At 48.5% G+C, this 25,977-nt stretch carries 18 protein-coding genes and 5 pseudogenes; 13 read left to right on the top strand and 10 right to left on the bottom strand.

Annotation, left to right across the window (positions count from 1 at the left end; translation table 11 throughout):
• The first annotated feature begins 131 nt into the window (after window positions 1-131).
• Window positions 132-479, top strand: a complete 348-nt coding sequence (gene tnpB, locus HV229_RS19820) for an IS66 family insertion sequence element accessory protein TnpB (protein WP_000609174.1) — start codon at window positions 132-134, stop codon at window positions 477-479.
• 49 nt (window positions 480-528) lie between these two features.
• Window positions 529-2,064 carry an IS66 family transposase gene (locus HV229_RS19815; RefSeq protein WP_016239903.1) on the top strand — a complete coding sequence of 512 codons (1,536 nt, stop codon included), beginning with the start codon at window positions 529-531 and terminating at the stop codon, window positions 2,062-2,064.
• A gap of 43 nt (window positions 2,065-2,107) precedes the next feature.
• Here HV229_RS19815 and HV229_RS19810 read toward each other — a convergent pair.
• Together HV229_RS19810 and HV229_RS19805 are read right to left on the bottom strand one after the other, a co-directional pair.
• Window positions 2,108-2,557, bottom strand: a pseudogene (locus tag HV229_RS19810) (aldo/keto reductase); the annotation flags it as partial.
• Between the two features lie 26 nt (window positions 2,558-2,583).
• Window positions 2,584-3,435 carry an aldo/keto reductase gene (locus HV229_RS19805; protein WP_016243458.1) on the bottom strand — a complete coding sequence of 284 codons (852 nt, stop codon included), beginning with the start codon at window positions 3,433-3,435 and terminating at the stop codon, window positions 2,584-2,586.
• Between the two features lie 321 nt (window positions 3,436-3,756).
• On the opposite strand from HV229_RS19805, the gene HV229_RS19800 reads away from it, so the two are divergent.
• The 6 genes and pseudogenes from HV229_RS19800 to HV229_RS26385 form a co-directional block, all read left to right on the top strand.
• The gene (locus HV229_RS19800; RefSeq protein ID WP_077760864.1) at window positions 3,757-4,761 is read left to right on the top strand and encodes an AAA family ATPase; all 1,005 of its coding nucleotides are present in this window, start codon (window positions 3,757-3,759) and stop codon (window positions 4,759-4,761) included.
• Window positions 4,730-4,987, top strand: a pseudogene (locus tag HV229_RS19795) (transposase); the annotation flags it as partial. The gene HV229_RS19800 and the pseudogene HV229_RS19795, both read left to right, overlap by 32 nt.
• 67 nt (window positions 4,988-5,054) lie before the next feature.
• The gene (locus HV229_RS19790) at window positions 5,055-6,206 is read left to right on the top strand and encodes an IS30-like element IS30 family transposase (protein ID WP_016245512.1); all 1,152 of its coding nucleotides are present in this window, start codon (window positions 5,055-5,057) and stop codon (window positions 6,204-6,206) included.
• A 9-nt stretch (window positions 6,207-6,215) separates the two neighbouring features.
• A pseudogene (locus HV229_RS19785) lies at window positions 6,216-6,641 on the top strand (IS3 family transposase); the annotation flags it as partial.
• Between the two features lie 672 nt (window positions 6,642-7,313).
• On the top strand, window positions 7,314-8,822 hold the full coding sequence (ltrA, locus tag HV229_RS19780; RefSeq protein WP_001189111.1) for a group II intron reverse transcriptase/maturase: 1,509 nt from the start codon (window positions 7,314-7,316) through the stop codon (window positions 8,820-8,822).
• A gap of 80 nt (window positions 8,823-8,902) precedes the next feature.
• Window positions 8,903-9,081, top strand: a pseudogene (locus HV229_RS26385) (DDE-type integrase/transposase/recombinase); the annotation flags it as partial.
• A 174-nt stretch (window positions 9,082-9,255) separates the two neighbouring features.
• Here the strand turns inward: HV229_RS26385 and HV229_RS19770 are convergent.
• The 5 genes from HV229_RS19770 to HV229_RS19750 form a co-directional block, all read right to left on the bottom strand.
• The gene (locus HV229_RS19770) at window positions 9,256-10,260 is read right to left on the bottom strand and encodes a LacI family DNA-binding transcriptional regulator (RefSeq protein WP_003029591.1); all 1,005 of its coding nucleotides are present in this window, start codon (window positions 10,258-10,260) and stop codon (window positions 9,256-9,258) included.
• Window positions 10,261-10,289: 29 nt separating this feature from the next.
• A complete protein-coding gene (locus HV229_RS19765) occupies window positions 10,290-11,690 on the bottom strand; it encodes a sucrose-6-phosphate hydrolase (protein ID WP_003029589.1) in 1,401 nt (466 codons plus the stop codon).
• On the bottom strand, window positions 11,690-13,060 hold the full coding sequence (locus HV229_RS19760) for a sucrose-specific PTS transporter subunit IIBC (RefSeq protein WP_000345204.1): 1,371 nt from the start codon (window positions 13,058-13,060) through the stop codon (window positions 11,690-11,692). Before HV229_RS19760 ends, HV229_RS19765 begins: the two co-directional genes overlap by 1 nt.
• A gap of 137 nt (window positions 13,061-13,197) precedes the next feature.
• Complete coding sequence (locus HV229_RS19755; protein ID WP_003029587.1) at window positions 13,198-14,715, bottom strand: carbohydrate porin; 1,518 nt, start codon at window positions 14,713-14,715, stop codon at window positions 13,198-13,200.
• A gap of 165 nt (window positions 14,716-14,880) precedes the next feature.
• A complete protein-coding gene (locus HV229_RS19750) occupies window positions 14,881-15,804 on the bottom strand; it encodes an aminoimidazole riboside kinase (RefSeq protein ID WP_003029584.1) in 924 nt (307 codons plus the stop codon).
• Window positions 15,805-16,712: 908 nt separating this feature from the next.
• Here HV229_RS19750 and HV229_RS19740 point away from each other — a divergent pair.
• Together HV229_RS19740 and HV229_RS19735 are read left to right on the top strand one after the other, a co-directional pair.
• Window positions 16,713-17,021: a maltose acetyltransferase domain-containing protein gene (locus tag HV229_RS19740; RefSeq protein ID WP_003029582.1), complete on the top strand. Its 309-nt coding sequence runs from the start codon at window positions 16,713-16,715 to the stop codon at window positions 17,019-17,021.
• A gap of 28 nt (window positions 17,022-17,049) precedes the next feature.
• Window positions 17,050-17,706, top strand: coding sequence for an ATP-binding protein (locus HV229_RS19735; protein WP_003029581.1), 657 nt, complete (start codon window positions 17,050-17,052; stop codon window positions 17,704-17,706).
• A 55-nt stretch (window positions 17,707-17,761) separates the two neighbouring features.
• On the opposite strand, the gene HV229_RS19730 is transcribed toward HV229_RS19735, so the two are convergent.
• From HV229_RS19730 to HV229_RS19720, 3 genes and pseudogenes are all read right to left on the bottom strand, one after another.
• Window positions 17,762-18,382, bottom strand: a complete 621-nt coding sequence (locus HV229_RS19730) for an inovirus Gp2 family protein (protein ID WP_008321072.1) — start codon at window positions 18,380-18,382, stop codon at window positions 17,762-17,764.
• Between the two features lie 461 nt (window positions 18,383-18,843).
• Window positions 18,844-19,608: a hypothetical protein gene (locus HV229_RS19725; RefSeq protein ID WP_008321066.1), complete on the bottom strand. Its 765-nt coding sequence runs from the start codon at window positions 19,606-19,608 to the stop codon at window positions 18,844-18,846.
• A gap of 880 nt (window positions 19,609-20,488) precedes the next feature.
• Window positions 20,489-21,883: pseudogene (locus tag HV229_RS19720) on the bottom strand (integrase family protein).
• A gap of 320 nt (window positions 21,884-22,203) precedes the next feature.
• Between HV229_RS19720 and HV229_RS19715 the strand changes: the two are divergent.
• From HV229_RS19715 to HV229_RS19705, 3 genes are all read left to right on the top strand, one after another.
• Window positions 22,204-23,373 (top strand): integrase arm-type DNA-binding domain-containing protein, encoded by a 1,170-nt coding sequence (locus HV229_RS19715; RefSeq protein WP_181546216.1) that lies wholly within the window; start codon window positions 22,204-22,206, stop codon window positions 23,371-23,373.
• Window positions 23,374-23,437: 64 nt separating this feature from the next.
• Window positions 23,438-24,772 (top strand): HAD-IA family hydrolase, encoded by a 1,335-nt coding sequence (locus HV229_RS19710; protein ID WP_181546214.1) that lies wholly within the window; start codon window positions 23,438-23,440, stop codon window positions 24,770-24,772.
• A 96-nt stretch (window positions 24,773-24,868) separates the two neighbouring features.
• Window positions 24,869-25,876, top strand: a complete 1,008-nt coding sequence (locus tag HV229_RS19705) for a DNA-processing protein DprA (protein ID WP_181546212.1) — start codon at window positions 24,869-24,871, stop codon at window positions 25,874-25,876.
• Window positions 25,877-25,977: the final 101 nt, after the last annotated feature.

Below are 25,977 nucleotides of genomic sequence, written 5' to 3'. Positions count from 1 at the left end.
ACCTTCGAACTACCATCCTGCTCTCCTCCCGCTACCTGCCACATAAAATGTCGGGGAGGAGAAATAACACTGACTCATCCCTCTGCTGAACTCATGAGCACTGTCCTGCGCGAACTGATGCGGGGGCCGGTATGATAAATCTTCCCGCAGGCACAAAAATCTGGCTGGTTGCCGGTATCACCGATATGCGCAACGGCTTCAATGGCCTCGCCGCAAAGGTGCAGACCGCGCTGAAAGATGACCCGATGTCCGGCCACGTCTTCATCTTCCGGGGACGCAGCGGCAGTCAGGTAAAACTGCTCTGGTCCACCGGCGATGGTCTGTGCCTGCTGACAAAGCGACTGGAACGTGGTCGCTTCGCCTGGCCCTCAGCCCGCGATGGCAAAGTGTTCCTGACGCCGGCGCAACTGGCGATGCTGATGGAAGGTATCGACTGGCGACAGCCAAAGCGGTTACTGACATCCCTGACCATGTTGTAGCGCTCTTTATCCTGGTTGTCGCAGAATAAGCCTGGTAAAATACAGGCTTATGAACGACACCTCTTCTGACGACATCCTTCTGCTGAAACAGCGCCTGGCCGAACAGGAAGCGTTGATCCACGCCCTGCAGGAAAAGCTGAGCAACCGGGAACGCGAAATAGACCATCTGCAGGCGCAACTGGATAAGCTGCGCCGGATGAACTTCGGCAGTCGTTCCGAAAAGGTATCCCGCCGTATCGCGCAAATGGAAGCTGACCTGAACCTGCTGCAGCAGGAAAGCGATACGCTGACCGGCCGGGTGGATGACCCGGCAGTGCAGCGCCCGCTGCGTCAGACCCGCACCCGCAAACCGTTCCCTGAGTCACTCCCACGGGATGAGAAGCGGCTGCTGCCGACTGAGCCGTGTTGCCCGGAGTGCGGTGGTTCGCTGAGTTACCTGGGTGAGGATGCCGCCGAACAGCTGGAGCTGATGCGCAGCGCCTTCCGGGTTATCCGGACAGTCCGTGAAAAGCATGCCTGCCGTCGGTGCGATCGCATCGTTCAGGCCCCGGCTCCTTCGCGCCCCATCGAACGGGGGATCGCCGGACCGGGGCTGCTGGCCCGAGTGCTGACCTCAAAGTATGCAGAGCACACACCGCTGTATCGCCAGTCGGAGATCTATGCCCGCCAGGGTGTAGTGTTGAGTCGTTCTGTACTGTCGGGCTGGGTGGATGCGTGTTGTCGTCTGCTGGCACCGCTGGATGAAGCCCTTCAGCACTATGTCCTGACCGACGGCAAACTCCATGCTGACGATACGCCTGTCCCGGTGCTGTTGCCGGGCAATAAGAAGACGAAGACCGGGCGCTTATGGACGTACGTTCGAGACGACCGCAACGCCGGATCAGCGCTGGCCCCCGCAGTGTGGTTCGCTTACAGCCCGGACAGAAAAGGTATCCACCCTCAGACCCATCTTGCAGGCTTCAGTGGCGTACTGCAGGCTGATGCCTACGCCGGGTTCAACGAGCTCTACCGCGACGGCCATATAAAGGAAGCCGCGTGCTGGGCCCATGCCCGCCGAAAAATCCACGATGTTCACGTCCGTACCCCGTCAGCCCTGACGGAGGAGGCGCTGAAACGGATCGGCGAGCTGTATGCCATCGAGTCGGAGCTCAGAGGTAAAAGAGCAGAGGAACGGCAGGCAGTCCGGCACCAAAAAGTGCTGCCGCTGCTGGCGTCACTGGAGGGGTGGCTGCGGGAGAAACAGAAAACCCTCTCAAGGCACTCAGAACTGGCGAAGGCGTTCGGGTATGCGCTGAACCAGTGGCCGGCGCTGATCCGCTATGCAGAAGATGGCTGGGTGGAGGTGGATAATAACATTGCCGAAAACGCCCTACGACGGGTCAGTCTGGGGAGAAAAAACTGGCTGTTCTTCGGCTCGGATCATGGTGGTGAGCGCGGTGCGTCACTGTACAGTCTTATCGGGACGTGCAAATTAAACGGCGTGGATCCGGAACGCTATCTGCATTATGTACTTGATGTCATCGCCGACTGGCCTGTGAACCGGGTGGGTGCTCTGCTCCCGTGGCGGGTTACTCTGCCTGCCTGACCAGCTTCACTTCGTCAATACGGTTCTCACTGCACGCTTACTGTTTAACTTTGCCTTCAGCGATCAGGTCTTTTACCGTACCGGCAACATCTTCAATCGGGACATCCGGGTCGACACGATGTTGATACAGCAGATCAATGACATCAGTCTTAAGACGGCGTAACGATCCTTCCACAGCTTCACGGATATGCTCCGGACGGCTGTTTAAAATCTGCTGCTTGTTGTCGTCGCCAAAAGTAAAACCAAACTTGGTGGCGATGACCACGCTGTCACGAAATGGTTTTAAGGCTTCGCCAACAACCTCTTCATTAAGGAAGGGGCCATACACTTCAGCGGTATCGAAGAAGGTGACGCCACGTTCAACCGCTGCGCGAATGAGCTCGATAGCCTGTCGGGTATCGGTCGCCGGGCCATAGCCGTGGCTTAATCCCATGCAACCGAGCCCAAGCGCGGAGACTTCGAGTCGGGATTTACCCAGATAACGTTTTTGCATTGAATGAATACCTCTTTTATCGCGACTTAAACATCAAGTTTGCGGCCCGTCAGCCATTCCACCATCGCCGGGTCGCGGTGAGAGAAGAAGGCGCTGGTTGCGGTGTCGAGGGCGGCAATTTGCAGCATATCCTCAGCGCTGAGTTCTAAATCGAGAATATTGATGTTCTCTTCCATGCGTTCTTTGCGCACCGATTTCGCCAGTGAAATGATGCCTCGCTGGAAGATCCAACTCAGTACAACTTGGCCCACGCTTTTGCCGTACTTCTGGCCAATTGCCGTTAACACGGGATGCTGGAACAGGCCATTTTTACCCTCAGCAAACGGTGCCCAGGCTTCCGGCTGAATACCACGGCTTTGATTCCATGGAACCGCATGCAGCTGCTGGTTGAAGGGGTTAACTTCAATCTGGTTCACCGCAGGGGCAATTTTGTTGAAGGCGATAAGGTCAGCCAGTCGGTCAGGATGAAAATTGCTGACACCAATGGCGCGAATTTTGCCTGCCTGCTGCAGTTCTTCCATAGCACTCCATGCCCCATGGACATCGCCATAAGGCTGGTGAATCAGGTACAGGTCGACGTAATCAAGTTGCAGCCGATTAAGGGAGCGTTCGAACTGGGCTTTAGCGCCTTCGTAATTGGTATCCTGCAGCCAAAGTTTGGTCGTTACAAAGAGTTCGTTGCGGGCGATACCGCTCTGTTTAAGTGCGTTCCCGACCTGGGTTTCATTCTGGTAAGACGCTGCGGTATCGATCAGGCGGTATCCCGTATCGATCGCATCAATAACCGCTCTTTCGCATTCAGCGGCATCCGTCATCTGGAATACACCAAACCCCAGCAGGGGCATTTCTATACCATTGTTCAGTTTTACAGTTTGCATGACGTTATCCTTCAGCTGTTGTGTTGGAAAAGCATAACGCAAACTGATTTATTCGATTAGGTGGGGTAATTAGCTAGGGTTTATTAGATGTGTTCATTAATTTAGAGGGGGCTGAAGGTCGGCTTTGTGCCACATATAGATGTTGTGGCTGTCTCCGCAACAGCAAGTCCTAAATCCAAGTGTTGAACTCTAGCAATTAACGGCCGATGATAAGAAAAGAATAAAGTAAAATCGCTCAGAACCTTCGCTGTTAAATTTTATGAGCTTTTTGCCAGAAGAACGTCTTTCCAAAGCCTATGTAATGCATTTAGAGGGAGTTTTATGTATTTATCAAAACTCGGAATCCGCAACTTTAGAAATTTTGAGGCGGCTGATATTCCCCTGGCAGATAATGTTGTGTTATTAGGGGAAAATCGTGTCGGTAAAAGTAATCTGCTTTTCGCAATTCGACTGGTTATTGATCCCACTCTGCCTGATTCAGCCAGGCAGCTTAAGCTGTCAGATTTCTGGGATGGCTGCGACCTTGAATCAAACCCTCAAATTGAGGTGCACCTTGAATTCGCCGATTTCGACAGTGACCCTTCCCTCTCAGCTCTGTTGACCGATTTTCGCATCGCAGAGGATCCTACCGTAGCAAGGTTGAGCTACATTTTTCGTAAAAAGGAAGAACTCGATGGGGCTCCACGTTCGGGTGAGGACTGTGAGTTTATTGTTTTTGGCGGAGGTCAGGAATCGCGAGCCATTCCTGGACGCGTCAGGCGGCGGATCTCCATTGATATGCTGGACGCGTTACGCGATGCGGAAGCACAACTTGCTTCCTGGCGAAACTCTCCGCTACGCCCCTTATTGGAAGATGCATTCTCTTCACTGAGCCGAGCCGATTTGGATCGCGTAGCAACTGAGCTTCAGGCAGCAACGGAAACCATGGAGAAGTTCCCATCAATTAAGGATCTCGAAGATTCTCTTCGTGGTGGCATTCTTGACTTGGCTGGAACTGCTCACGATTTAGATGCCCGCCTCCGTTTTGCGCCTGCTTACCCGCTCAGATTGATGCGTTCTATCTCTATGTTCATTGATGATGGAAAGAGAGGCATTATTGAAGCGAGCCTAGGTTCTGCGAACGTGGCTCTGATATCACTCAAGCTAGCAGAGTTTGCATGGCGACGTGAAAAGAATGAACGTAATTTCTCCCTGCTTTGTATTGAAGAACCCGAAGCACACCTGAAGTGGTTTACTGAATTTGGCCACCTGAACAGAGGTGATATGCTCACCTCAGAACAACACAGGTGTCATAATGAAAAAAAGAAATTTCAGCGCAGAGTTTAAACGCGAATCCGCTCAACTGGTCGTTGACCAGAACTACACCGTGGCAGATGCAGCCAGCGCTATGGATGTCGGCCTTTCCACAATGACGCGATGGGTGAAACAATTACGTGATGAACGGCAGGGCAAAACACCAAAAGCCTCCCCCATTACCCCGGAACAAATTGAAATCCGTGAGCTCAGGAAAAAGCTACAACGTATTGAAATGGAAAATGAAATATTAAAAAAGGCTACTGTAGATTCAATTGGTCAACGCAACAGTTATGTGAAAACATGGGGTTGCGGAGGTTTTTTGAATGAGACGAACATTTACAGCAGAGGAAAAAGCCTCTGTTTTTGAACTATGGAAGAACGGAACAGGCTTCAGTGAAATAGCGAATATCCTGGGTTCAAAACCCGGAACGATCTTCACTATGTTAAGGGATACTGGCGGCATAAAACCCCATGAGCGTAAGCGGGCTGTAGCTCACCTGACACTGTCTGAGCGCGAGGAGATACGAGCTGGTTTGTCAGCCAAAATGAGCATTCGTGCGATAGCTACTGCGCTGAATCGCAGTCCTTCGACGATCTCACGTGAAGTTCAGCGTAATCGGGGCAGACGCTATTACAAAGCTGTTGATGCTAATAACCGAGCCAACAGAATGGCGAAAAGGCCAAAACCGTGCTTACTGGATCAAAATTTACCATTGCGAAAGCTTGTTCTGGAAAAGCTGGAGATGAAATGGTCTCCAGAGCAAATATCAGGATGGTTAAGGCGAACAAAACCACGTCAAAAAACGCTGCGAATATCACCTGAGACAATTTATAAAACGCTGTACTTTCGTAGCCGTGAAGCGCTACACCACCTGAATATACAGCATCTGCGACGGTCGCATAGCCTTCGCCATGGCAGGCGTCATACCCGCAAAGGCGAAAGAGGTACGATTAACATAGTGAACGGAACACCAATTCACGAACGTTCCCGAAATATCGATAACAGACGCTCTCTGGGGCATTGGGAGGGCGATTTAGTCTCAGGTACAAAAAACTCTCATATAGCCACACTTGTAGACCGAAAATCACGTTATACGATCATCCTTAGACTCAGGGGCAAAGATTCTGTCTCAGTAAATCAGGCTCTTACCGACAAATTCCTGAGTTTACCGTCAGAACTCAGAAAATCACTGACATGGGACAGAGGAATGGAACTGGCCAGACATCTAGAATTTACTATCAGCACCGGCGTTAAAGTTTACTTCTGCGATCCTCAGAGTCCTTGGCAGCGGGGAACAAATGAGAACACAAATGGGCTAATTCGGCAGTACTTTCCTAAAAAGACATGTCTTGCCCAATATACTCAACATGAACTAGATCTGGTTGCTGCTCAGCTAAACAACAGACCGAGAAAGACACTGAAGTTCAAAACACCGAAAGAGATAATTGAAAGGGGTGTTGCATTGACAGATTGAATCTACAACCGCGCTCTTGATGTCAGACTCCCTGAACAGTTCTCGATAATCGGGAAACTCAGGGCGCGTTATCCTGTGGCCACTCTCTGCCATGTGTTCGGGGTTCATCGCAGCAGCTACAAATACTGGAAAAACCGTCCTGAAAAGCCAGACGGCAGACGGGCTGTATTACGCAGTCAGGTACTTGAACTGCATGGCATCAGCCACGGCTCTGCCGGAGCAAGAAGCATCGCCACAATGGCAACCCAGAGAGGCTACCAGATGGGGCGCTGGCTTGCTGGCAGACTCATGAAAGAGCTGGGGCTGGTCAGTTGCCAGCAGCCGACTCACCGGTATAAGCGTGGCGGTCATGAGCACGTTGCTATCCCGAATCATCTTGAGCGACAGTTCGCCGTAACGGAACCAAATCAGGTGTGGTGCGGTGATGTGACCTATAGTGTGCCCGGAGTTCAGGGCGGGCATGGATGCTTAAATGAACCGCGAGTCTGTCTGGAATATTGAACCGGTAACTCACGATGAGAAACCCAACAATCCCACCGGGTGTGACGGTGGAGAACCTGAGCGGCAGTGACCTGCGGCATGCCCGCAGGGTGATGTAACCCGCTGACAACGGGGATTGAGGCGAGATCACTAAGCCGAGATGATCCTCAAGGTTAAGTACTGAAAGGCTGAAGAACATGAACCCGTTAATCCGCCTCTGTGGGTTGAAAACGTCACCACGGCCTACGTGATCTGACAGGCCGTGCAGGAGGAACTGGCAGTGATACGTAAGCACTGCCGGTCGAAGGTGTTTTGACATGTATGCGAAACACCGGGGCAGCAGCGTCTATCACGCTTGCGTTGCTGACTTCTGCCAACTTGCGGCAAGCAAGGATAAAGAGTGCGACGGGCAGCCTCCTCAGTATGCCTGAGTCCAGGCAGGTAAACCGGGGAAGGTCAGCGACGGATGTTAAGGGGGCATGGCTCCGATGACGCGCTGGCTGGCGGAGCTTCCGTAGTAGTCCGCGATGGGGAAAGCCCATTACATGGCGAAGGGAAGCAGTTTGAATGTGTTTGCGACGTGAATTAACTGACCTAACGAGGTGAAGACCTTTGATAATCAGCGAAATGCAACGCAAGCTTGCCACATGGGCAGCCACCGATCCGTCCCTACGGATTCAACGGCTGCTGCGTCTGATAACACAACCAGAATGGCTGGCTGAAGCGGCGCGGATCACGCTTTCATCAAAGGGGGCGCATACCCCCGGCGTTGATGGCGTGAACAAAACAATGCTACAGGCCAGACTGGCTGTTGAGCTGCAAATCCTCAGGGATGAATTACTCTCAGGCCACTACCAGCCCTTGCCCGCCAGACGGGTTTACATCCCTAAAAGCAACGGCAAACTGCGACCACTGGGTATCCCCGCGTTGCGGGATCGTATTGTTCAGCGGGCCATGCTGATGGCGATGGAGCCGATATGGGAGAGTGATTTTCATACGCTCTCATATGGCTTCCGGCCTGAGCGCAGTGTCCACCACGCGATCCGCACGGTGAAATTACAGCTCACAGACTGCGGTGAAACCCGGGGACGCTGGGTGATTGAAGGCGACCTGTCCAGTTACTTCGACACCGTACATCATCGACTGCTGATGAAGGCTGTACGCCGCAGGATCAGTGACGCACGTTTCATGACTCTGCTGTGGAAAACCATCAAGGCGGGACATATCGATGTCGGTCTCTTTCGGGCGGCCAGTGAAGGTGTGCCACAGGGCGGTGTTATATCGCCGCTATTATCGAACATCATGCTGAATGAGTTCGATCAATACCTGCATGAGCGCTACCTGAGCGGGAAAGCCAGAAAAGATCGGTGGTACTGGAATAACAGTATCCAACGGGGCCGAAGTACGGCGGTCAGAGAAAACTGGCAGTGGAAACCCGCGGTGGCGTACTGCCGCTATGCCGATGATTTTGTCCTCATCGTCAAAGGCACCAAAGCACAGGCGGAAGCCATCAGGGAGGAGTGTCGGGGTGTGCTCGAAGGCAGTCTGAAACTCAGGCTGAACATGGATAAGACTAAAATCACCCATGTTAATGACGGCTTTATCTTTCTGGGGCACAGGATCATTCGCAAACGCAGTCGTTATGGCGAGATGCGAGTGGTCTCAACGATCCCGCAGGAGAAAGCCAGAAACTTCGCCGCATCGCTGACAGCACTGTTATCAGGCAACTACAGTGAAAGCAAAGTCGATATGGCTGAACAACTCAACCGAAAACTGAAAGGCTGGGCCATGTTCTATCAGTTCGTTGATTTTAAGGCCAAAGTCTTCAGTTATATCGACCGTGTCGTGTTCTGGAAGCTGGCTCACTGGCTGGCCCGCAAATACCGTACAGGTATCGCTTCCCTGATGAGGTGGTGGTGTAAATCACCGAAACCGGGTCAGAGCAAAACGTGGGTTTTATTTGGTAAAACCAATCACGGCAAGCTCAGCGGCGAAATACTGTACCGGTTGGTGGGGCAAGGCAAGAAGCTGTTCCGCTGGCGGCTACCCGAAGGTAATCCCTATCTGAGGACGGAGACCAGAAACACGTATACATCGCGCTTTACAGAAGTGGCAATGGCGTTCGCCAGCATTTAAATGGAGAGCCGGATGCGCTGAAAGGTGCACGTCCGGTTCGGGGAGGAGAGGCAGGGAAATAGTCCGACTACGCCCTGCCTCTTACTCTACTCTGGACAGGCAAGCGTTGGGCTTACCTTGCTGTTGTTCTCGATCTGTTCGCAAGGAAACCTGAGGGTTGGGCAATGTCATTCTCACCGGACAGCAAGCTGACATCAAAGCGCTGGAAATTGCGTGGGAAGCTTGCGGTAAACCCGCCGGAGTGATGTTCCACAGTGACAGTAATAATGCCGGTGTCAGTCTTTACCACCACTCAGTTTGCCGTTTAACCCGATTGGTGTGATTACTGATGCAGTGAAGACCTTTCCGCATCACATCACTACAAATATTGATTTTTGATTGTTGGATTCGCACCAGATTTCACCTCTGTAGGGTATTCAAAAATGCTCAGTTATTACTGATGCCTAAACTGCAGCGTTGCGGGCAGGTAGCGTTGTAGCGTTTCGGGCGTATCGCCCTCGATCAATTGGCTTATCAGATCATAGCAGTGCCAGGCCAACTGGCGGTTATCCTGCTGTACGGTATCGATACGCAGCGACAGCGAATCATAAAGATAGTGATCGTCAAAGCTCGTCAGATGGATATCTGAGTCGAGTAAATGGTGCTGGCTCATATAGCGCAGTACCCCTTCGAGCAGTCCACAGGCGGCAGTGAACAGCGCCTTAGGCGGCCGCCCAAGTCGCGCGCAGAGTGCGGCGAACATCTCATAGCCTGAGCTCGGGTGGTAGTTACCGTTAATCACCCATTCCGGGCGCAGTGCAATACCCGCCTGAGCCAAACCCTGCGTGAAGCCGGTCAGACGATCGCGTGAAGGCGACAGACGCGACTGACCGCCTAAAAACCAGAACTCATCGCTATGCTTAGGTGCAATGCGGGAAATCAGTTCCGCCGTTGGGGTAATCGAATCAGTCATCACCAGCGGCAGCAGGCTTTCATTAGGACAACGGTCAAACAGCACTACTGGCAGTTGTTGGCTGAGCTTAAGATAGTCGGCATCGTTGTGCATACATGAAGCGACGATCAGACCGTCAACCTGGCGGGAAATCATGTTATTGACCACCACGCTCTCCTGACCGGGGTTTTCATCAGTACAAGAGATCAATAGCTGGACGCCTGCTTCGCGGCACAGCATTTCCAGCTCATGTGAAAAGACCGCAAAGCCGTGGTTGGTGATCTCCGGCACCACCAGTCCGATGGTGTGGCTGCGGTTGTCGCGCAGCGAGCGGGCGTGAATGCTTGGCTGATAGTGCTGCTCACGGGCAATCGCCAGTACTCGCTCACGCGTTTCCTGCGCCACACGCAGCTCCTTACCACGACCGTTCAGTACTAGGCTGGCGGTCGCTTTTGAGACGCCAGCCTGTTCGGCGATATCTTTAATGGTTACGCGTTTAGTTTTCATTACGACGCCATGAGCTTGAGGCAAAACGCTTATTCTACCATGCAAGTTCGCAGCGGCCAGTAGCAGAATGCGTCCGGTGTGATGCCAGAGAACATTAGCTGCCCTGAACAGGCCGGGAAGTAGCGGCAGCTCATCACTCCTTCGCCGCCGTTGATGAAAATCTCCACGCTAGACTGGTCGATGAAAATATGCAGCGAGCGGACGTCTCCGCGCCAGTAACGATAATGCTTCTCGTCGCTGGCCAGACTGGGTCGGGCCAGGCGGATCCCGCTGGCATCGCGTTCAAGGATTAATGCGCCGTCAAAATCGAGGCTCAAAATATCGTCCCCAGTGGTTTGTAGAACGATTTCCATCGGTGCCAGCGGCAGGGAGTTCCCTGCCCAGCCGTGCGCTTCGCCGCGCAGGGCGCTCAGCTCTCGTAGAGGACGTTGGTATAGCTGACCATCGATAAACTCCAGCTCACGCAGGCAGGTCATCTGATGGATCCAGCCGTTGGTGAGGGTCGGTTGAAGCATCTCTTCGCCCTCCGGCACGCCCATCCAGCCGACCAGCAGACGGCGGCCATCACTGGTAAGCATGGTTTGCGGGGCGTAGAACTCAAACCCTGCGTCCAATTCGTGCAGTTCGCCATGCTCGAAGGCCGCGCGGTGGTAGTCGAAATCGCCGCTCATCCACACTGCCGGGTAGGTGTTGAGATAGCGCTCTTTCTCACGAGGCACGCCCTGCGGGCAGCAAATCAGGACATGCTGGTCGCCGAGGGCAAACAGGTCCGGGCATTCCCACATATAGCCCGCGTCGTCCAGGCCATTGATGCCATAACCGGCGATTTCGCCCTGACTCGTCCACTCATGAAGGTCCGCTGAGCTGAATAACAACACCTTGCCACGCTTTTGCAAATCCTGTGCGCCCAGCACCATGTACCAGCGACCTTCGTGCTGCCAGACTTTCGGGTCACGCACGTGGCCGGTATAGCCCTCCGGCAGCGGTAATACCGGGCCGAGTTTGGTAAACGTGCCGTCGGCATTTTCCGTCGCCAGGCACTGCCACGCGGTTCGGCTGCCGTCGTCAAATTTTACGTTGCCGGTATAGCACAGGGTGAGCGTGCCCTGACTATCCACGGCGCTTCCGGAGTAGCAGCCGTTGCGGTCATACTCTTCATCCGGCATGAGCGCGATCGGCTCATGTTGCCAGTGCAGCAGGTCGGCAGAGCTCCAGTGCCCCCAGCACTTGAACTTATGATCGCAGGCGAGCGGGTTCCACTGATAAAACAGGTGATAACGTCCGGCAAATTCAATAAAGCCGTTGGGATCGTTCATCAGCCCGGTCACCGGCGCATGGTGCCAGCGGGGATAGTGGCTGTCGGCCAGCGCGCGCGGCTGGCCCTGCATAACAGCCTGCAAAATCGCAGGCAGGCGTGATGGATGTGACATTATTCAGCGTCCGTTTTGTATTTCAGTACCAGGGAGACGACAAAGGCGACGCCAAAGGCGATAACCATCCCGATAATGTAGTTCAGCAGCGAGCTGGCCTGCACGATAGCCATGCCAGGGATAGCCGTCAGGCCCACCGCGGTCATGTAAACATGCATGGATACCACCCACGCGCCGCCCACCGCGCCGCCAATCAGGGCTGCGATAAACGGTTTTACAAAGCGTAAGTTAATACCAAAAATCGCCGCTTCGGTGATGCCGAGCATGGCAGAAAACGCCGAGGGCAGGGTAATGGCTTTGATTTTGGCATCTTTCGTTTTGAACCACACCGCCAGACAAGCACCGCCCTGAGCGACGTTGGCCATCGCCCAAATCGGCAGCAGGAAGTTGACGCCGATGGATGGGTTGCCCAGCAGTCCCGCTTCGATGGCGTGGAAGCTGTGGTGAATACCGGTAATGACGATAACCGAATAGAGACCGCCAAACAGCAGTCCGGCCAGCCAACCGGCGTGGGTAATCAGGGTGCTAAGGACAAACGAAATACCGTCGCCAAGCGCGCGACCAGCCGGGCCGATAATCAGCAGGGCGATAAAACCGGAAATGATCACCGTCAGGAACGGCGTCAGGATCAGATCCAGTGCATCGGGGATCACGCGACGCAGCTGTTTCTCAACGATGCTCATAAACCACACCGCCAGCAGCACCGGGAACACCGTGCCCTGATAGCCGATCATGGCAATCTCAAGGCCGAAGAAGTTCATGGTGTGGAAACCGGCGGCCACACCCCAGGCGTTGGTGAGCGCCGGGTGAGTCAGGATGCCGCCAAGCGTCGCGCCAAGATAAGGATTACCACCGAACTCGCGGGCGGCGGTGAAGCCAATCAGGATCGGCAGAATAATAAACGCCGCTGAGCTGCACATATCCAGCATGATGTAGATGGCGTTACCCGGGTCGACCCAGCCGTACGTTTTAACCATCCCCAGAAGGCCCATCAACAGGCCGGAGGCGACGATAGCCGGGATGATCGGCACAAAGATGTTCGACAACAGGCGGGCAATGCGCTGGAAAGGATTCAGTTTTTTCGCCGCAATGTCGGCAGCTTCCGATTTGCTGGATTCGCCAATCCCTGCCGCCTGGATAAAGGCGGCGTAGACTTTGTTCACCACCCCGGTGCCGAAGATAATCTGCATCTGTCCGGCGTTACGGAAACAGCCCTTCACCCCATCAATTTTGCCGATGGCCTGCTGATCGGCCAGTGAGTCATCGACCAGCACCAGGCGCAGGCGTGTGGCACAGTGCGCGGCGCTGGCGATATTTTCCTTGCCTCCCAGAAGCGGAAGTAGCGAGCGGGAAATCTGTTCAAAATCCATAGTACCCTCTGAATGCGTATTGATTTTCGAGTTGTCGTCCCGTGGTAGCCGGAGCGCATTCTCTTCGTTGTTATTGTGTCCGGGGCGACGAAACGTATTTTGTCGCCCCGGCGGTTACTGTCGCCAGGTGTTAACCATCAAAACCAGGTTTCCATCTGCATCCCGAACGACCATTCGCCGCCCGATTTAAAACCACTGCTGCCCAGCGCGTCATCGCTGGCGTAATTATTGAGTTTTTTGCTCCAGTCCATCCACGAGGTGTAAAGACGGATTTCAGGACGGCTGAAGAAATCGCCGATGTCGCCAACCTTAAAGGTCGGGGCGAAGGTGAGCTTGTAGAAGCTGCCGTTTACCGCATGGCGATCGTTATAACCTTCAGGTTTGAGATCCATATACTGGTAACTGCCTTCATAAGCGAGGGCGAAGTTTTGATTGATCTCCTGGATCAGACGCATGTTGAGGGTTGCCCACTGGTAGCTGTCGCCATCGACATAACGGTCTTTACTGGTTTGTGCCAGTATCGCCGGGGCGATAAACCAGTTCTTGCTCAGTGGCGTGGTGCCGTAGCTGGCGAAGCGCCAGGTGTTAGCCCCCGAGCGTAACGCGCCGTCAGAGCCGACACCTTTAACTTCGGCACCCAGTCCGTGACCGTAGAGCAGGGCGGTTTTGCTGGCACCTTCACGCAGGCCGTAAAAACTGTCGTTGTGCAACCCGAGCAGCGCATGTACACCGGTATTTGCCGCATCGCCTTTGACCGGATTACCGTTGGTATCCTGGCGTTCGTCGTTGTCTTTTGCCCGCATCCCGCTGACCATCATCTGCACCGGCCCGATGAAATTGTTCATGCTGACGATGTAGTTCTGCACACTGTTGCTGGTATCAGCAATATCGCCGAAGTTACGCCCGTAAAGAGAGAAGTTGCTGCGAACGCTGTCGTTCCACCTGACATCGTAAATACCGCCGCCGGTACCGGCGAGGAACACGACATCCGAGTCGATCCAGTGAATGTCAAAGTTATCCCGGTCAAAGCGTTTCCCGGCCCACAGGGTGGAGCCTTTAAACGGCCCGTCGAAGGTGGGCAAGTTGCCCAGTTCAACAAAGGCCTGACGCACGTTCAAATCACTGGTGCTCGCCGTCCAGTCGTTATAAGTGGTTTGACCGTCGGCGACCATGACTTTGAAGCGGGTCGTTGCCCCGTTATCCAGGGTCTGCTTATGTTCAAGATTCATTTCAACATAGGTATCGGCCTGGTTTCCCAGGCGGCCAATAGCCCCACCGGTTTCCCCTGCTGGCGTCATGTAGGCTCCGGATTTGGTGCTGGCGCCGGAGTCATTCATTATCACGCCGGAGCGGGCGTAGCCGTGGAACTCAAACCCGCTTTTCTCATCGGCTTTTTTCTCCAGTTTGGCGGTACGCTGAGCCACTTCCTGAGTGCTGTCCTGGGTTTTTTGTTGCTGTGTCGTGAGCTGCTGTACTTTCTTCTCTGCCGACTCTGCGCGGGTTTCTGCCGTTTGCGCTCTGTTTTCGGCATCCTGTAAGCGTTTTTCCAGCGCAATTAAACGGGCTTCGATACTGCTGAGATCCGTTTGTGCATGGGCTGAGGCGGCGCCGGTTAGCAAAGCGATAAGAACCGCGAGTGTGCTTTTTCTGAACATATTGATTGCATCCCAAAAGGAAAATAAAAAATTGTGTGTTTTTACTAAACCGGTTTAGTTGCAATGTTAAGCACGACATTTAACATTTTGAAATTGATTTTGCTAAACCGGTTTAATAAGTGTGATGGATGCAACAAAGTGGACCGCGTACGACGGTATTTAGGATCAAATCTGGCGGTGTAGATCGCGCTGGTATGGCAGGGCAGTCATCGCGCCTTTCGCCAGGGTTGCCAGGGCACCGCAGGTTTGCGCCAGAGCGAGCGTTGGCTCCAGGGCATTGATATCCGCCGGCATCCCGTTGGCAGCAAGGCTGGCAAGCAGTCCGGCGACAAACGCATCGCCCGCACCGGTGGTATCCACGCTGACAACCGGTTTAGCGCTGAAATGGATAAACTGCTGCTGGAATGCGGCGATGACGCCCGCTTTACCCTGAGTCACCAGCAGTAATTCAGGCTGATAACGCTCAGTGATGCTGGCGATCCCCTGCGCGATATCATTACTCCCGCTGATGAGTATCAGCTCTTCTTCGGACAGTTTCACCACGTTCGCCAGACGCAGGGCGCGGTCGAGACAGGCGTGCAACAGGTTCTGATCTTGCCAGAGATCCAGGCGGATATTAGGGTCAAAGCTCACCCGGCCACCGGCACGTTTGATGTTCTCCATAGCCGCGAAGGTAGCACTGCGGCTGGGCTCGGCGCTGAGCGCGATGGAGCAGATGTGCAACCACTGTCCGGCGGCAAACTGTGGCAGGTCTTCTTCAGCCAGGAACAGGTCAGCGCTGGGGCGTACCATAAAGGTAAAGGTGCGTTCACCTTGGTCATCAAGGTCGACCACCACAGTGGACGTGCGGTGATGATCGTCAAGATACATATGGCTGACGTCGACCTGCTCCTGTTGCAGGGTATGACGCATGTAGCGGCCAAACGGGTCACCGCCGACGCGGCCGATAAATCCGCTGTTGCCGCCAAGGCGGGCAACCCCTACCGCCACGTTAGCCGGCGCGCCTCCAGGGCACTGTAGCAAGCGCCCTTCACTCTCCGGTAGCAGGTCCACCACTGCGTCGCCCAGAACCCAAACTTTTGCTTTCATGCTAAAACCCTCCAAGGCTAAACTTAATTAAACCGGTTTAGCATATTAAATCACAGTGAATGAGTGGGGGAAAGTTCCAGCCGGAAAAGCACTGCTCAGGGCATAAAAACGTGAGCCGCCTTACGAAATAGAATTGATTCGACAGCTGTGAAGACTTACGTCCTGGACACAAATGGATCCTGGATAAATTACCATGCAACTTGATGAAATTATCATGTTTTATCTTATTTACAGATAAATCAAAGGGCTTTTAACACCACACTTCTTGGCATAATGGTTAAGTGTAGTAATGCTCGCTCTGGATGGGTTTGCTTCTATGCTGCGCAGGTATTTGTAAGAAATACCCATTCTACTGGCGAGTTGTTGTCGCATCAGGCCAGCGAAACTGCGCAATTTCATCAGCGTTTCTGGAGGGTTTCCTTTAAAACTTCATCGACAAAACCGCTTTTTACCGTAGATACAGTAAGTGCCTCTTCTCTGCCATTATCCCAGCATCCAAGGTTACCGGGTTCTGATGTAGTCTGCCGATATGCAAGAAATGCAACGGCATCATGCTGGTTATGATGCTGTTTAATCTTCATTGTCACATGGACTATTCAGGGAGCGACAAGCGCTCCCACATGAAAACAGAACCACTCGTTTCATTTACGTGCTTCCTCAAAAGTAATCTCATACCCAATACTTCTGATTTAGTAGGGTTCTGATCATATCATGCAGCTCGATTGCGCTCAATTTGACGGTTTTCATCTTTACACAATGCTCGGTTATGATACTTTGTGATAGGCATGACAAGATCTGGCCGTAATTTTTTAGAAGTGAGTTTGCCCGCCACTTCACGGGACAGCATACATCCGGATAAAACCGGTAACAGGAAAGGCTCCACGCTGCATACGGAGGAAACAGAATTAATGAATGATAAATTGCCGCCCTGCGCTGATACCAGGGTGGAACGTGTCCGTCTTAAAGATGGGGATTACTTTTTCCCTGCTGAACCCGCCATAAAAGCGGATTCTTTGCGGACAAAATCGCTCCTTCATCGTTTTAACCACACCGATCCTGCTCATATTGATTCCCGCCTGCTACTGATGAAAGAGTTGCTGCCTGAATGTGGGGAAGGGGTATCTGTCACCACGTCTTTCCACTGCAGCAGGGGGTATAACATTCGTAAGCGTCGTCTCAGCACCGTCTGGCAGATCCTGAAATTCCTGAGAGGATAGTGGACACCAAATATGGTGGACACTATCCATGAAATCATTAACCACAGTGCGTAAAAAAAGCCCTAATTATCCCGTTGAGTTCAAAATCAAAATGGTTGAACTCTCGCATCGACCAGATATCCGAGTCTTTGCGTTTGCCAGCGAGGATAAGGAGTACCAACCGTTACTCGATGATATTCTGGATGGTCCAATGGTTGGGCGTTTTGATACTGAGGAAGCCGGAAAGGCTTTGATCGATGGTGGATTGATTGAGCGTTTGATGTCAACTATCATGCCCTTTATCACTTCAGAGGCCCCTCTACCCGATACGCATCTACGTCGGGAAACAACCTGGTATTATCCACTGGAAGCTATTCGCGAAACTGTTGTAAATGCACTGGCTCATCGTGACTGGACACGCTTTGTTGAGATAGAGATTGGCTTGTATAGCAATCGATTTGAAGTTATTAGCCCAGGGGCGCTGAATAATTCGATGTCGATTGAAAAGATGGTTACAGGTCAGCGATCACCACGCAATACGATTATTATGGAAGTCTTACGTGATTATGGTTACGTTGATTTCAGGGGGATGGGAGTCAGGACAAAGATTATTCCACTAACACAGGCCATGAGTGGCCAACTCCCTGAGTTTACTGCAACAGATGATTACTTGAAAACAATACTTTATCGCTCACCATCTTCTTGATATATAAGGTCTGGCCTTTCCATCCATAAGAAAGGCCATTGCTGTAAAAAATAAATTACCCGCGACTGCAGCCGAAGCTACGGTCGCCATCTCCATATGCTTTTGTATCGAGTTTAGCTAGGTAGTCGAGACGATTCAGTAATTTATTGTATTCTCCTTCAAAGTTAAAATCATTGACGTCTAAAATATAACGACAATTTTCAGGGTAGTGAACCAATCCCGGATAATCATCCAGTTCCAATCCCAGTGCGCTATACCATGCTCTTACAATCATCATCCTTAAATTTCTTTCAGCCTCATAATCACCTAAATGGTAATAAGCATCTTTATTAAAAAAAAGACCAAGGTGAAAGTGACATTTTCCTTCTTCGGAAAACTCCCGTGCCCAAACATGACGAACACGGTTTGGATATATTCTTTTGCCGTTAGCTGCTCTGGTTCTCTCATTGGCCTCCAACATGGCATTTAATGCATTACGGAAACGGGATATGGCACCAGGCTCTAGATTAGGAAAACAGCAAACAGTGTCACCTCTGTCTAAAATGGGTGGATAATGAACATCAACACGTAACGCCATTGTTCTGGGGAATTCACTGATAGCATCATTGACGACTCGTTCAATATGTTTTTTATAGGCGAGCACATGCTCACCATGGGAACCATGATATAATTCCATGTTTCGATCCTGTCGTTAGCCCTACGGCTTTGGATAGCCGTATATAGTAATATGATCAGACATAGCTGAATGTCTGTGGTTAGTTATATTAATTAACTATTAATAGTAATGACTGTTATATAATACCTTTCCAACAATAAAACTTGTTATCAACCCATTACCCATGCAGTAAAATAATTAAAAAGCAACTCTGCAATTATAATCACCCAAAGATGCCGTTATCCCAGTGTCTTTTTACCGTGGAAATACTTATTCCTAAGATCTTTGCCACCTTGGATTGAGAGTAATGCTTAGCCTTCTCACTCTGAATTAAATGGGAATATTTACTTCCTTCAGGCCTTCCTAGAATTTTCTTTGATTTTGCTTTGTTAGTAGGCATCTTTTACCCTCATCAAGCTATTAGGTACTAACTCCATACTGTCGAGATGTATGCAACTAAGTGGTTATGCTTAACATTGGTATCAGAAAGTATGGCTTACTTCACCGTTAAAGGGGTTAATAATGATGGCATCTCCTCCTTTCATCGCCTTTTGAGGTGTATCGCCTTCGGCAATCACAGGGACCATTACCGCTAGATCATTTGTGTAATAAATTGGTATCCAGCAATAGCATGATTGTTTAGGGGGAGTTTTATTTCTTTTCAATACTGCTTCAACTCCAAATGTAATAAGTTCAAAGATTGGCATAATCACAATGCTGCTCAAATCAAAAAAACAACCATCGTAGACTGTTTCCTTTATCAGTATGATATTAGATAACCCTCCTGCAATGAGATGTTTGTGGTTCACGCGCCGATCTGTGTAAATAAAAATTGCTTTTTTTACATTGAAACTTTTTATAATGTATGAGAGCTTTTCATGAATTAATTTTTTTTCGCTCTTACCCATCTTATCATGAGGTATTTTGTGCGCATAAAAATCTTGATCGACAACCTCGTTCCGGTGTCGAATGTGAGTGTTCCAGACGGAATGAAAAAACTCTTCGTAAGTTAATTTTGGCTCCCCCCGTGCTATTGACGGGACCTTCTCTTCAAAAATACAGCCTAATGTTGACTCCAAAGTTTGAGCTATATGATATTGCGATGTTATTTTATTCAATGCTGGGACTGTGGCGTTTAATAAAAATGATATCACCTCTGACCTGGAGTATCCTTTTGCATTGCTATAGTCGTCAATTGCATCAATAGTAGAACTATTGTTTACGCTGAAAGTGATGCGTTTTTTCATATGTGACCTTGAATTTTGTTAATGTGAGATGTGATAAATAGTATTAATCTCCCCCCATTGTTAATGGAAGGTTTGTATTAACTAACCCGGCTATTCTTTAGAATAGCCGGGGGAGGCCTCTATTAGTTACTATATACTGAGAAGGTTAATAGGTATCTATCAATGTCTTTACGTGACCAATAGTGTCGGTTTTTAATTTTCTTCGGTCGCGGTAAACCATTAGGCAGTTTGTCTTTGCAAAGCCAAGCTCGAATAGTTTGTACTTCATAGCCAATAATATTAGCTAACTCGCGGGTAGAAATTAGTTGTGACTGAGAGGGTTTTTGATGTTTGATATCGCTCATTTCATCACCCCAACATTTGATATGTGGGCAAATAAGACGATCATTGTTTTTAACAGAGATGAAAGAATGAAATGAAAAGGGGTGAATATGGGGTCTCTATCGGGATCGGGGTCGCTACTACTACCATCCGATGAAGATGATGATGAGTTTTTTGATGACGTTGTTGAACTTCGGCGTGAGCGGGAAGTATTCCCCTTTGGTGGAAAAAGGCATGTTATAGTATTGACTACATTCCTAATAGCAACTAAAAGTTTTGAAACACGGTGCCAAAGAGGTAGTATTCGGTCAGTACTACTATTATTAAAACGCTGAATTGTTGTTTCCCAAAAATTAGAACTTTTGTTTTTAGTCGGATGTAAACCCCATCTCGCTCTGATTTCCGCACTTCGGTCTTCTCTTGATACAGTTATTGGGTTAGTCACTGTAGTTAATCTCCTGCTTAGTGAGTGAATGTAGTTAGCAGTAATAAAAGATAACTGAAAAAAAATTTCTGTCAACACATGTGATTTTATGTAAGTTGTTGATATTTGATAAAATCAACGCTTATCAACGTTGTTTTTTATTTTTGCTTCTTCTAAGATCCATAATTCAACTTTTTCATGCCATTTTCTTAGCAAATCTAATGGACGGCGGCGATAGTGCTTTTCAGCAAGAGCGCTAGGCTTATGGCCCATAATCTGCGCAACAATACCTGTTGGTACTTCGACCCATTCAGCGAGGGTCCCAAAACTACGGCGCAATCCGTGCAAGCTGATATGTGGTAACTCCGCGCGAGTTAATGCTCTATTATGTGCTGAACGCGGTTCAATAATTTTGCCACTTTTGCTGTTACTTCTGAAAACCCAATTCTCCTCGTTTGTACCACGATTGGGGATCTCCATCAGTGAGCGTAACAAGTCAGAAACATAGGGAGTGAGGGGGATAATTCGCTCGCCTTCGATCTTGTCTTTAATTCTCATGCTTGACCATTTGAAATCTATGTCAGACCAGCGAAGTGAGGAAATTTCTTCACGCCGTGCACCGGTGAGCAAAAGCACTTGGAGATAGGCTGATGCAATGGGATTATTGAGGCTACGCACGGCACTGAACCAGCTTTTGAGCTGTTCTTTTTGTAAGCAATCTCCCGCTTTGCTCGCTGATATTGGAACCATTTTTCTCACGTTATGATCTTGTGCAAGATCGCCATCGATTATTCCCTGATATTTTTTCTGGTAATTAGCCCATTTGATGAATGCACGCAACAGACGGTAGGCATGAGCAGTGACGGTAGGCCGATTTTGTCTCTCTGTACTTAGCCATTCGGCAATGTTCTCTGGTGTTAGTTCTGATAATGGTCGGTCGAGCAGGCTAGCCAGTGGCCCAGGTGAGGTTGGGCCCCGGCCTCTTTTTTTACTTTCGCCTCCACGACTGGACAAGTTAACGTGATCGGCAATGTAGCGTGCAGAGTAGGGGCGTTTAGTTTTTGCGCTGATTCCGGTTCTCAATTCATCAAGATAATCTTCCCAAGCGCTTGAAAAGGTTGCCTTCGTTTTACGAGATTCAGCCTGCTGTGATTCCGCTTCAGCAATTTTTTCCGCCTTAGCTATACGCGGATCTATCCCAGTATCGATTAATGTTTGCAGTCGCCTGGCTTCGGCCCTCGCATCATCAATCCTCCAATCGTTAATGTTGCCAATGGTCATGCGAAGGGTTTTTCCCGCATACAGGCTTTGGAATACAAAGGCTTTTGCTCCACGAGTTGCTCGACATGCCAAGCTTGTTACGTCCGTATCCCAAAGGAAAACTTGGTTTTTCCCTTCAGGTAAAGTAAATCTTCGAATTCGTTCGAAGGTTAGTTTTTGTCTTGAAAGCGCCATTTTTAGGGTTCCTGTTGGGGATTACGGTTTACAGTAATGTAACGGCTGGTGTAAGTAAATTGAAAGGATAAACATCAACACTCATCAATTTACATCAACAGGTTTTTTGTTTTAATATTATGATTTAAAATGATAAATTTGTGATTTCTGATGGTTGTTCAAGCAGTTAAAATATAAAAACTTCGCATTCGTAATGCGAAGGTCGGAGGTTCGACTCCTCTTATCGGCACCATCTCAACTTCCCCAAACGTCCGTATTCATCCATAATTACCCTGATTTATAACGATTTTACCGCTTTTTAGTCCATCATCGTCCGTAACCATCCAGTAGAATCCGATACAGAATGTGTATAGGATTGTGTATATGTTCCTGTTCGGTCTTGGATTCCTATACACATGCCTTTAAACGATATGCAGATTCGCCGTGCTAAGCCTGAAGATAAACCCTATACGCTTGGGGATGGGCAAGGGCTGTCTTTGCTTATAGAACCTAATGGAAGCAAGAGCTGGCGGTTCCGCTATCGCTATGCCGGTAAACCCAAAATGATCTCGCTTGGTGTTTATCCAACAATCACACTTGCCGATGCGCGTTCCCGTCGTGACGATGCCCGAAAACTGGTCGCGGAAGGAAAAAATCCGAGTGAGGTTAGAAAAGAGCAGAAAATTGCTTTGCAGACGGAGTCCGAGAGCGCGTTTGAAAAGATCGCTACAGAGTGGCACCAGATGAAATCTGCCAAATGGTCGGCAGGTTATGCGTCAGACATCATGGAAGCGTTTCAGAACGATATTTTCCCTTATGTGGGGGCGAGGCCTGTTGGTGAAATAAAACCACTAGAACTGCTTAATGTGCTGCGTAAAATTGAGAAACGTGGCGCGTTAGAGAAAATGCGTAAAGTTCGGCAGCGTTGTTCAGAGGTTTTTCGCTACGCCATAGCCACCGGAAGAGCTGAATTTAATCCTGCTGCGGATCTTTCTAGCGCGCTCGAGGTACATCATTCCAATCATTTCCCATTCCTAACAGTTGATGAGATACCTGATTTTCTGCATGCTTTAGACAGTTATACAGGGAGTCGGCTTGTCAAGATTGCTACAAAATTGCTGATGCTCACAGGGGTTAGAACCATCGAATTACGTGCGGCATTGTGGTCAGAGTTTGATCTGGGTAACGCTATTTGGGAAATTCCTGTTGAAAGGATGAAAATGCGTAGGGCGCACCTTGTGCCATTGTCTACTCAGGCGTTAGATTTACTCAATGAGCTTAAGATCATGACAGGGAACTATCGTTATGTTTTTCCGGGGCGGAACGATCCGAATAAGCCTATGAGCGAGGCAAGTATTAACCAACTTATCAAACGTGTTGGATTTGCCGGCCGAGTCACTGGACATGGTTTTAGGCATACAATGTCGACCGTTCTCCATGAGCATGGCTTTAACAGTACGTGGATTGAAATCCAATTAGCTCATGTAGATAAAAACAGTATTCGTGGAACTTATAATCATGCCGTGTATTTGCAGAAACGAAAAGAAATGCTATCTTGGTATTCAAATTATTTATTATCCATGTAGTATGAATTTTTCATACTTTCGTTGAATGTTCTAATACAGCAATGTCATAATTTAAGGGAATAAAATGAATAATTCTATCGAGGCAGTTCTATTTGATTTAGATAACACATTAGTGAATACAAACTCTTTAATGGAATATAGAGAAGGGCCGAAAGTAAATAGACTGACGAAGGATGAGTTGTCTACAACCAAGCTATACCCTAAAACAAAAACAGTATTAGAGTTGCTCAATAATTCTAATGTTTTGATGGGCGTTGTAACAAACTCACCAAAACAATATGCTCTAGATGTACTTAATTACCACGGTATTTATGAATATTTTAAAACAATTGTCACCTATAATGATGTTGGACCGAGTGGAGTTAAACCATCATCTCAGGGGATTAATTTGGCATTATCTAATTTAGGGCTTACCAATAAAAACAATGTTGTTTTTATTGGTGATGACGCCAAGGATATTAATGCTTCTTATGCCGCTGGAATAAAGCCGATTACCCCTGCTTGGGCCTCTAAAGATTTTATCGGTCAAATGCCTGCTGCTATGATTAGTACTAAATGCCTTGGCGAGGAAATTGAAAATTTTAATCATATAGATTTAATCGCTGACAGGTGTGCTAATTTTAATTCTTTCGACATTGATAAGAAGTGGTTGTTTTTTATTCCGATGGATAAAGATGGCAATATTGGCGCTGTGAAGAAGAATGAAATAAATTTCATCTGCTTGGGGCGTTATTTTAGCCAAAAAAATACCCTCACAGCAAAAATACATGAAAAACATACGTTATCGAAAGAGATTTATAGAAAAGAGCTTGAGCCTAAATATGTCGCCCCTGAATATTGGGTAGATCTGTTATCCTATTTTATTGATAAAATGCCTGCATACTTTTTTGATGAGAATTCTATTTTTGATATCATAACTGTAATACCGGCAAAAAAAGGTAAAAATAAAAGACTGGAGAACTTACTAACTCGATTAAGCCGGCACTCTACAAATATTCACACTCAATACATATCAGATTTATTCTATTTCTCGGAAGGAGCTAAGAGTCTAAAAACAATGGGTAGAGACGACCGAGCAAACGAGATAAGAGAAAACCTCCACTTTAATCCTAAGTACAGGGATTTAATCCCCTCAGCAAAAATATTAATTATTGATGATGTGATAACCACGGGTTCTACCCTAAAGGGAGCTCAATCATTATTAGATGCAATGTCTCCAGAAAGAGTATTGTCTATATCTATCGCGAAGACTGTTAGTATTAGTGAGGATATGCATGTATGTAATCAATGTGGGAAGCTAATGCGTGTTATGCGTAATAAAAAAACTGGAGAGCATTTCTTAGGCTGTACTGGTTATTTTGATACGCCTAAATGTAAAAATACTATGAGTATAGATTAAAAGATGGAGCGCCTGAACAGTGTTATGCAGGCGCTTTATTTATCTTATGGGATGACTTATAATGATACTAAGTTTTATTGTTCTTAAGGATGCTGAATGAAAACTGTATCTGCTGATACACAGAAGCTTTTAGCGATTAAGTATTTGAAAGGTATTGGCGACAAAACAATATCTTCACTTCATGTTATTGATGGTTTTTCAGATTTGACCATTAAGGATATATTGCGATTATCTCTTAATAAAAAAGATAGTTACACTGATTTTGATATCTCGAATGCCGTTGAACTGGCTCAGCAACAAATTGACATTGCAAATGATAATGGCCATTTTATAATATCTTTTTTTGATGATGTTTACCCGTTGAATTTGAAAAGCGCAGGTTATGCAGCACCAATCCTTTTTTGTAATGGTGATATATCTTGTCTCAATAATGATAATCTCACTGTTATCGGAACAAGAGAACCTACAGAACATGGTGTAGTGATTGCAAAGAGAGTTACAGAGTGGTTTGTGAAAAAAGGCTGGAGTATTGTCAGTGGGTTGGCGACCGGTATTGATAGCATTGCTCATTCTGCATGTATAGATAATGGTGGAAAAACAATTGCAGTTTTAGCTCATGGTCTTGAAAAAGTATATCCAGCCAAAAATAAAGAGTTATCAAAGCGAATTATAGATAATGGTGGGCTGTTAATTTCAGAGTATCCTTATAACTCATTCGTTGGTAAATCAAACTTTGTAGAGCGAGATACTATTCAAGCGGCAGTTTCATCTGGTGTTGTTTTAATTCAAACGGGAATAACTGGGGGGAGTTTACACGCGTCAAGAGCCTCTCTTCTATTAGGCCGCCCATTGATTATTGCCGGACAATCAAAAACAGATATCAAAAACCGCGAGGAAAAATCATGTGGGAATAATATATTGATTAACTTAAATTATGAAGAGGTAAAAAGAATATTAAAGCTAAATTCATATGATAAAAATATGTTGCTACCTCTTCAAAATAGTACTCAGTATGAATTTGTTAATGCTAAATTACATGAGCTATTAGAATATTCAAAAAAATGCAGTGAATCCACTAGTAAAAACATGGGATTAGATTTCTGAATTGTAAATAACAGAACGTGATTTATATTTTGTTTACAAATATTACATTAATTTTTTTATTATTCAAATAACACTGATGCGCAATGCTCTCCCCGCCCCGC

This window comes from Citrobacter sp. RHBSTW-00524, assembly GCF_013747755.1.
GTDB classification, from domain to species: Bacteria; Pseudomonadota; Gammaproteobacteria; order Enterobacterales; family Enterobacteriaceae; genus Citrobacter; species Citrobacter braakii.
Note: the sequence above shows the minus strand (reverse complement) of the source record. Positions and strands in the feature narration are given on the sequence as shown.

What these genes read in the sequence shown, in the direction of transcription:
- HV229_RS19770 (WP_003029591.1), bottom strand. Translation starts at nt 10,260, where the DNA reads ATGAAAACTAAACGCGTAACCATTAAAGATATCGCCGAACAGGCTGGC.
- HV229_RS19730 (WP_008321072.1), bottom strand. Translation starts at nt 18,382, where the DNA reads ATGGAATTATATCATGGTTCCCATGGTGAGCATGTGCTCGCCTATAAA.
- HV229_RS19750 (WP_003029584.1), bottom strand. Translation starts at nt 15,804, where the DNA reads ATGAAAGCAAAAGTTTGGGTTCTGGGCGACGCAGTGGTGGACCTGCTA.
- HV229_RS19790 (WP_016245512.1), top strand. Translation starts at nt 5,055, where the DNA reads ATGAGACGAACATTTACAGCAGAGGAAAAAGCCTCTGTTTTTGAACTA.
- HV229_RS19765 (WP_003029589.1), bottom strand. Translation starts at nt 11,690, where the DNA reads ATGTCACATCCATCACGCCTGCCTGCGATTTTGCAGGCTGTTATGCAG.
- HV229_RS19710 (WP_181546214.1), top strand. Translation starts at nt 23,438, where the DNA reads ATGAATAATTCTATCGAGGCAGTTCTATTTGATTTAGATAACACATTA.
- HV229_RS19705 (WP_181546212.1), top strand. Translation starts at nt 24,869, where the DNA reads ATGAAAACTGTATCTGCTGATACACAGAAGCTTTTAGCGATTAAGTAT.
- HV229_RS19755 (WP_003029587.1), bottom strand. Translation starts at nt 14,715, where the DNA reads ATGTTCAGAAAAAGCACACTCGCGGTTCTTATCGCTTTGCTAACCGGC.
- HV229_RS19815 (WP_016239903.1), top strand. Translation starts at nt 529, where the DNA reads ATGAACGACACCTCTTCTGACGACATCCTTCTGCTGAAACAGCGCCTG.
- HV229_RS19715 (WP_181546216.1), top strand. Translation starts at nt 22,204, where the DNA reads ATGCCTTTAAACGATATGCAGATTCGCCGTGCTAAGCCTGAAGATAAA.
- HV229_RS19740 (WP_003029582.1), top strand. Translation starts at nt 16,713, where the DNA reads ATGAATGATAAATTGCCGCCCTGCGCTGATACCAGGGTGGAACGTGTC.
- HV229_RS19725 (WP_008321066.1), bottom strand. Translation starts at nt 19,608, where the DNA reads ATGAAAAAACGCATCACTTTCAGCGTAAACAATAGTTCTACTATTGAT.
- HV229_RS19800 (WP_077760864.1), top strand. Translation starts at nt 3,757, where the DNA reads ATGTATTTATCAAAACTCGGAATCCGCAACTTTAGAAATTTTGAGGCG.
- HV229_RS19805 (WP_016243458.1), bottom strand. Translation starts at nt 3,435, where the DNA reads ATGCAAACTGTAAAACTGAACAATGGTATAGAAATGCCCCTGCTGGGG.
- tnpB (WP_000609174.1), top strand. Translation starts at nt 132, where the DNA reads ATGATAAATCTTCCCGCAGGCACAAAAATCTGGCTGGTTGCCGGTATC.
- ltrA (WP_001189111.1), top strand. Translation starts at nt 7,314, where the DNA reads ATGCAACGCAAGCTTGCCACATGGGCAGCCACCGATCCGTCCCTACGG.
- HV229_RS19735 (WP_003029581.1), top strand. Translation starts at nt 17,050, where the DNA reads ATGAAATCATTAACCACAGTGCGTAAAAAAAGCCCTAATTATCCCGTT.
- HV229_RS19760 (WP_000345204.1), bottom strand. Translation starts at nt 13,060, where the DNA reads ATGGATTTTGAACAGATTTCCCGCTCGCTACTTCCGCTTCTGGGAGGC.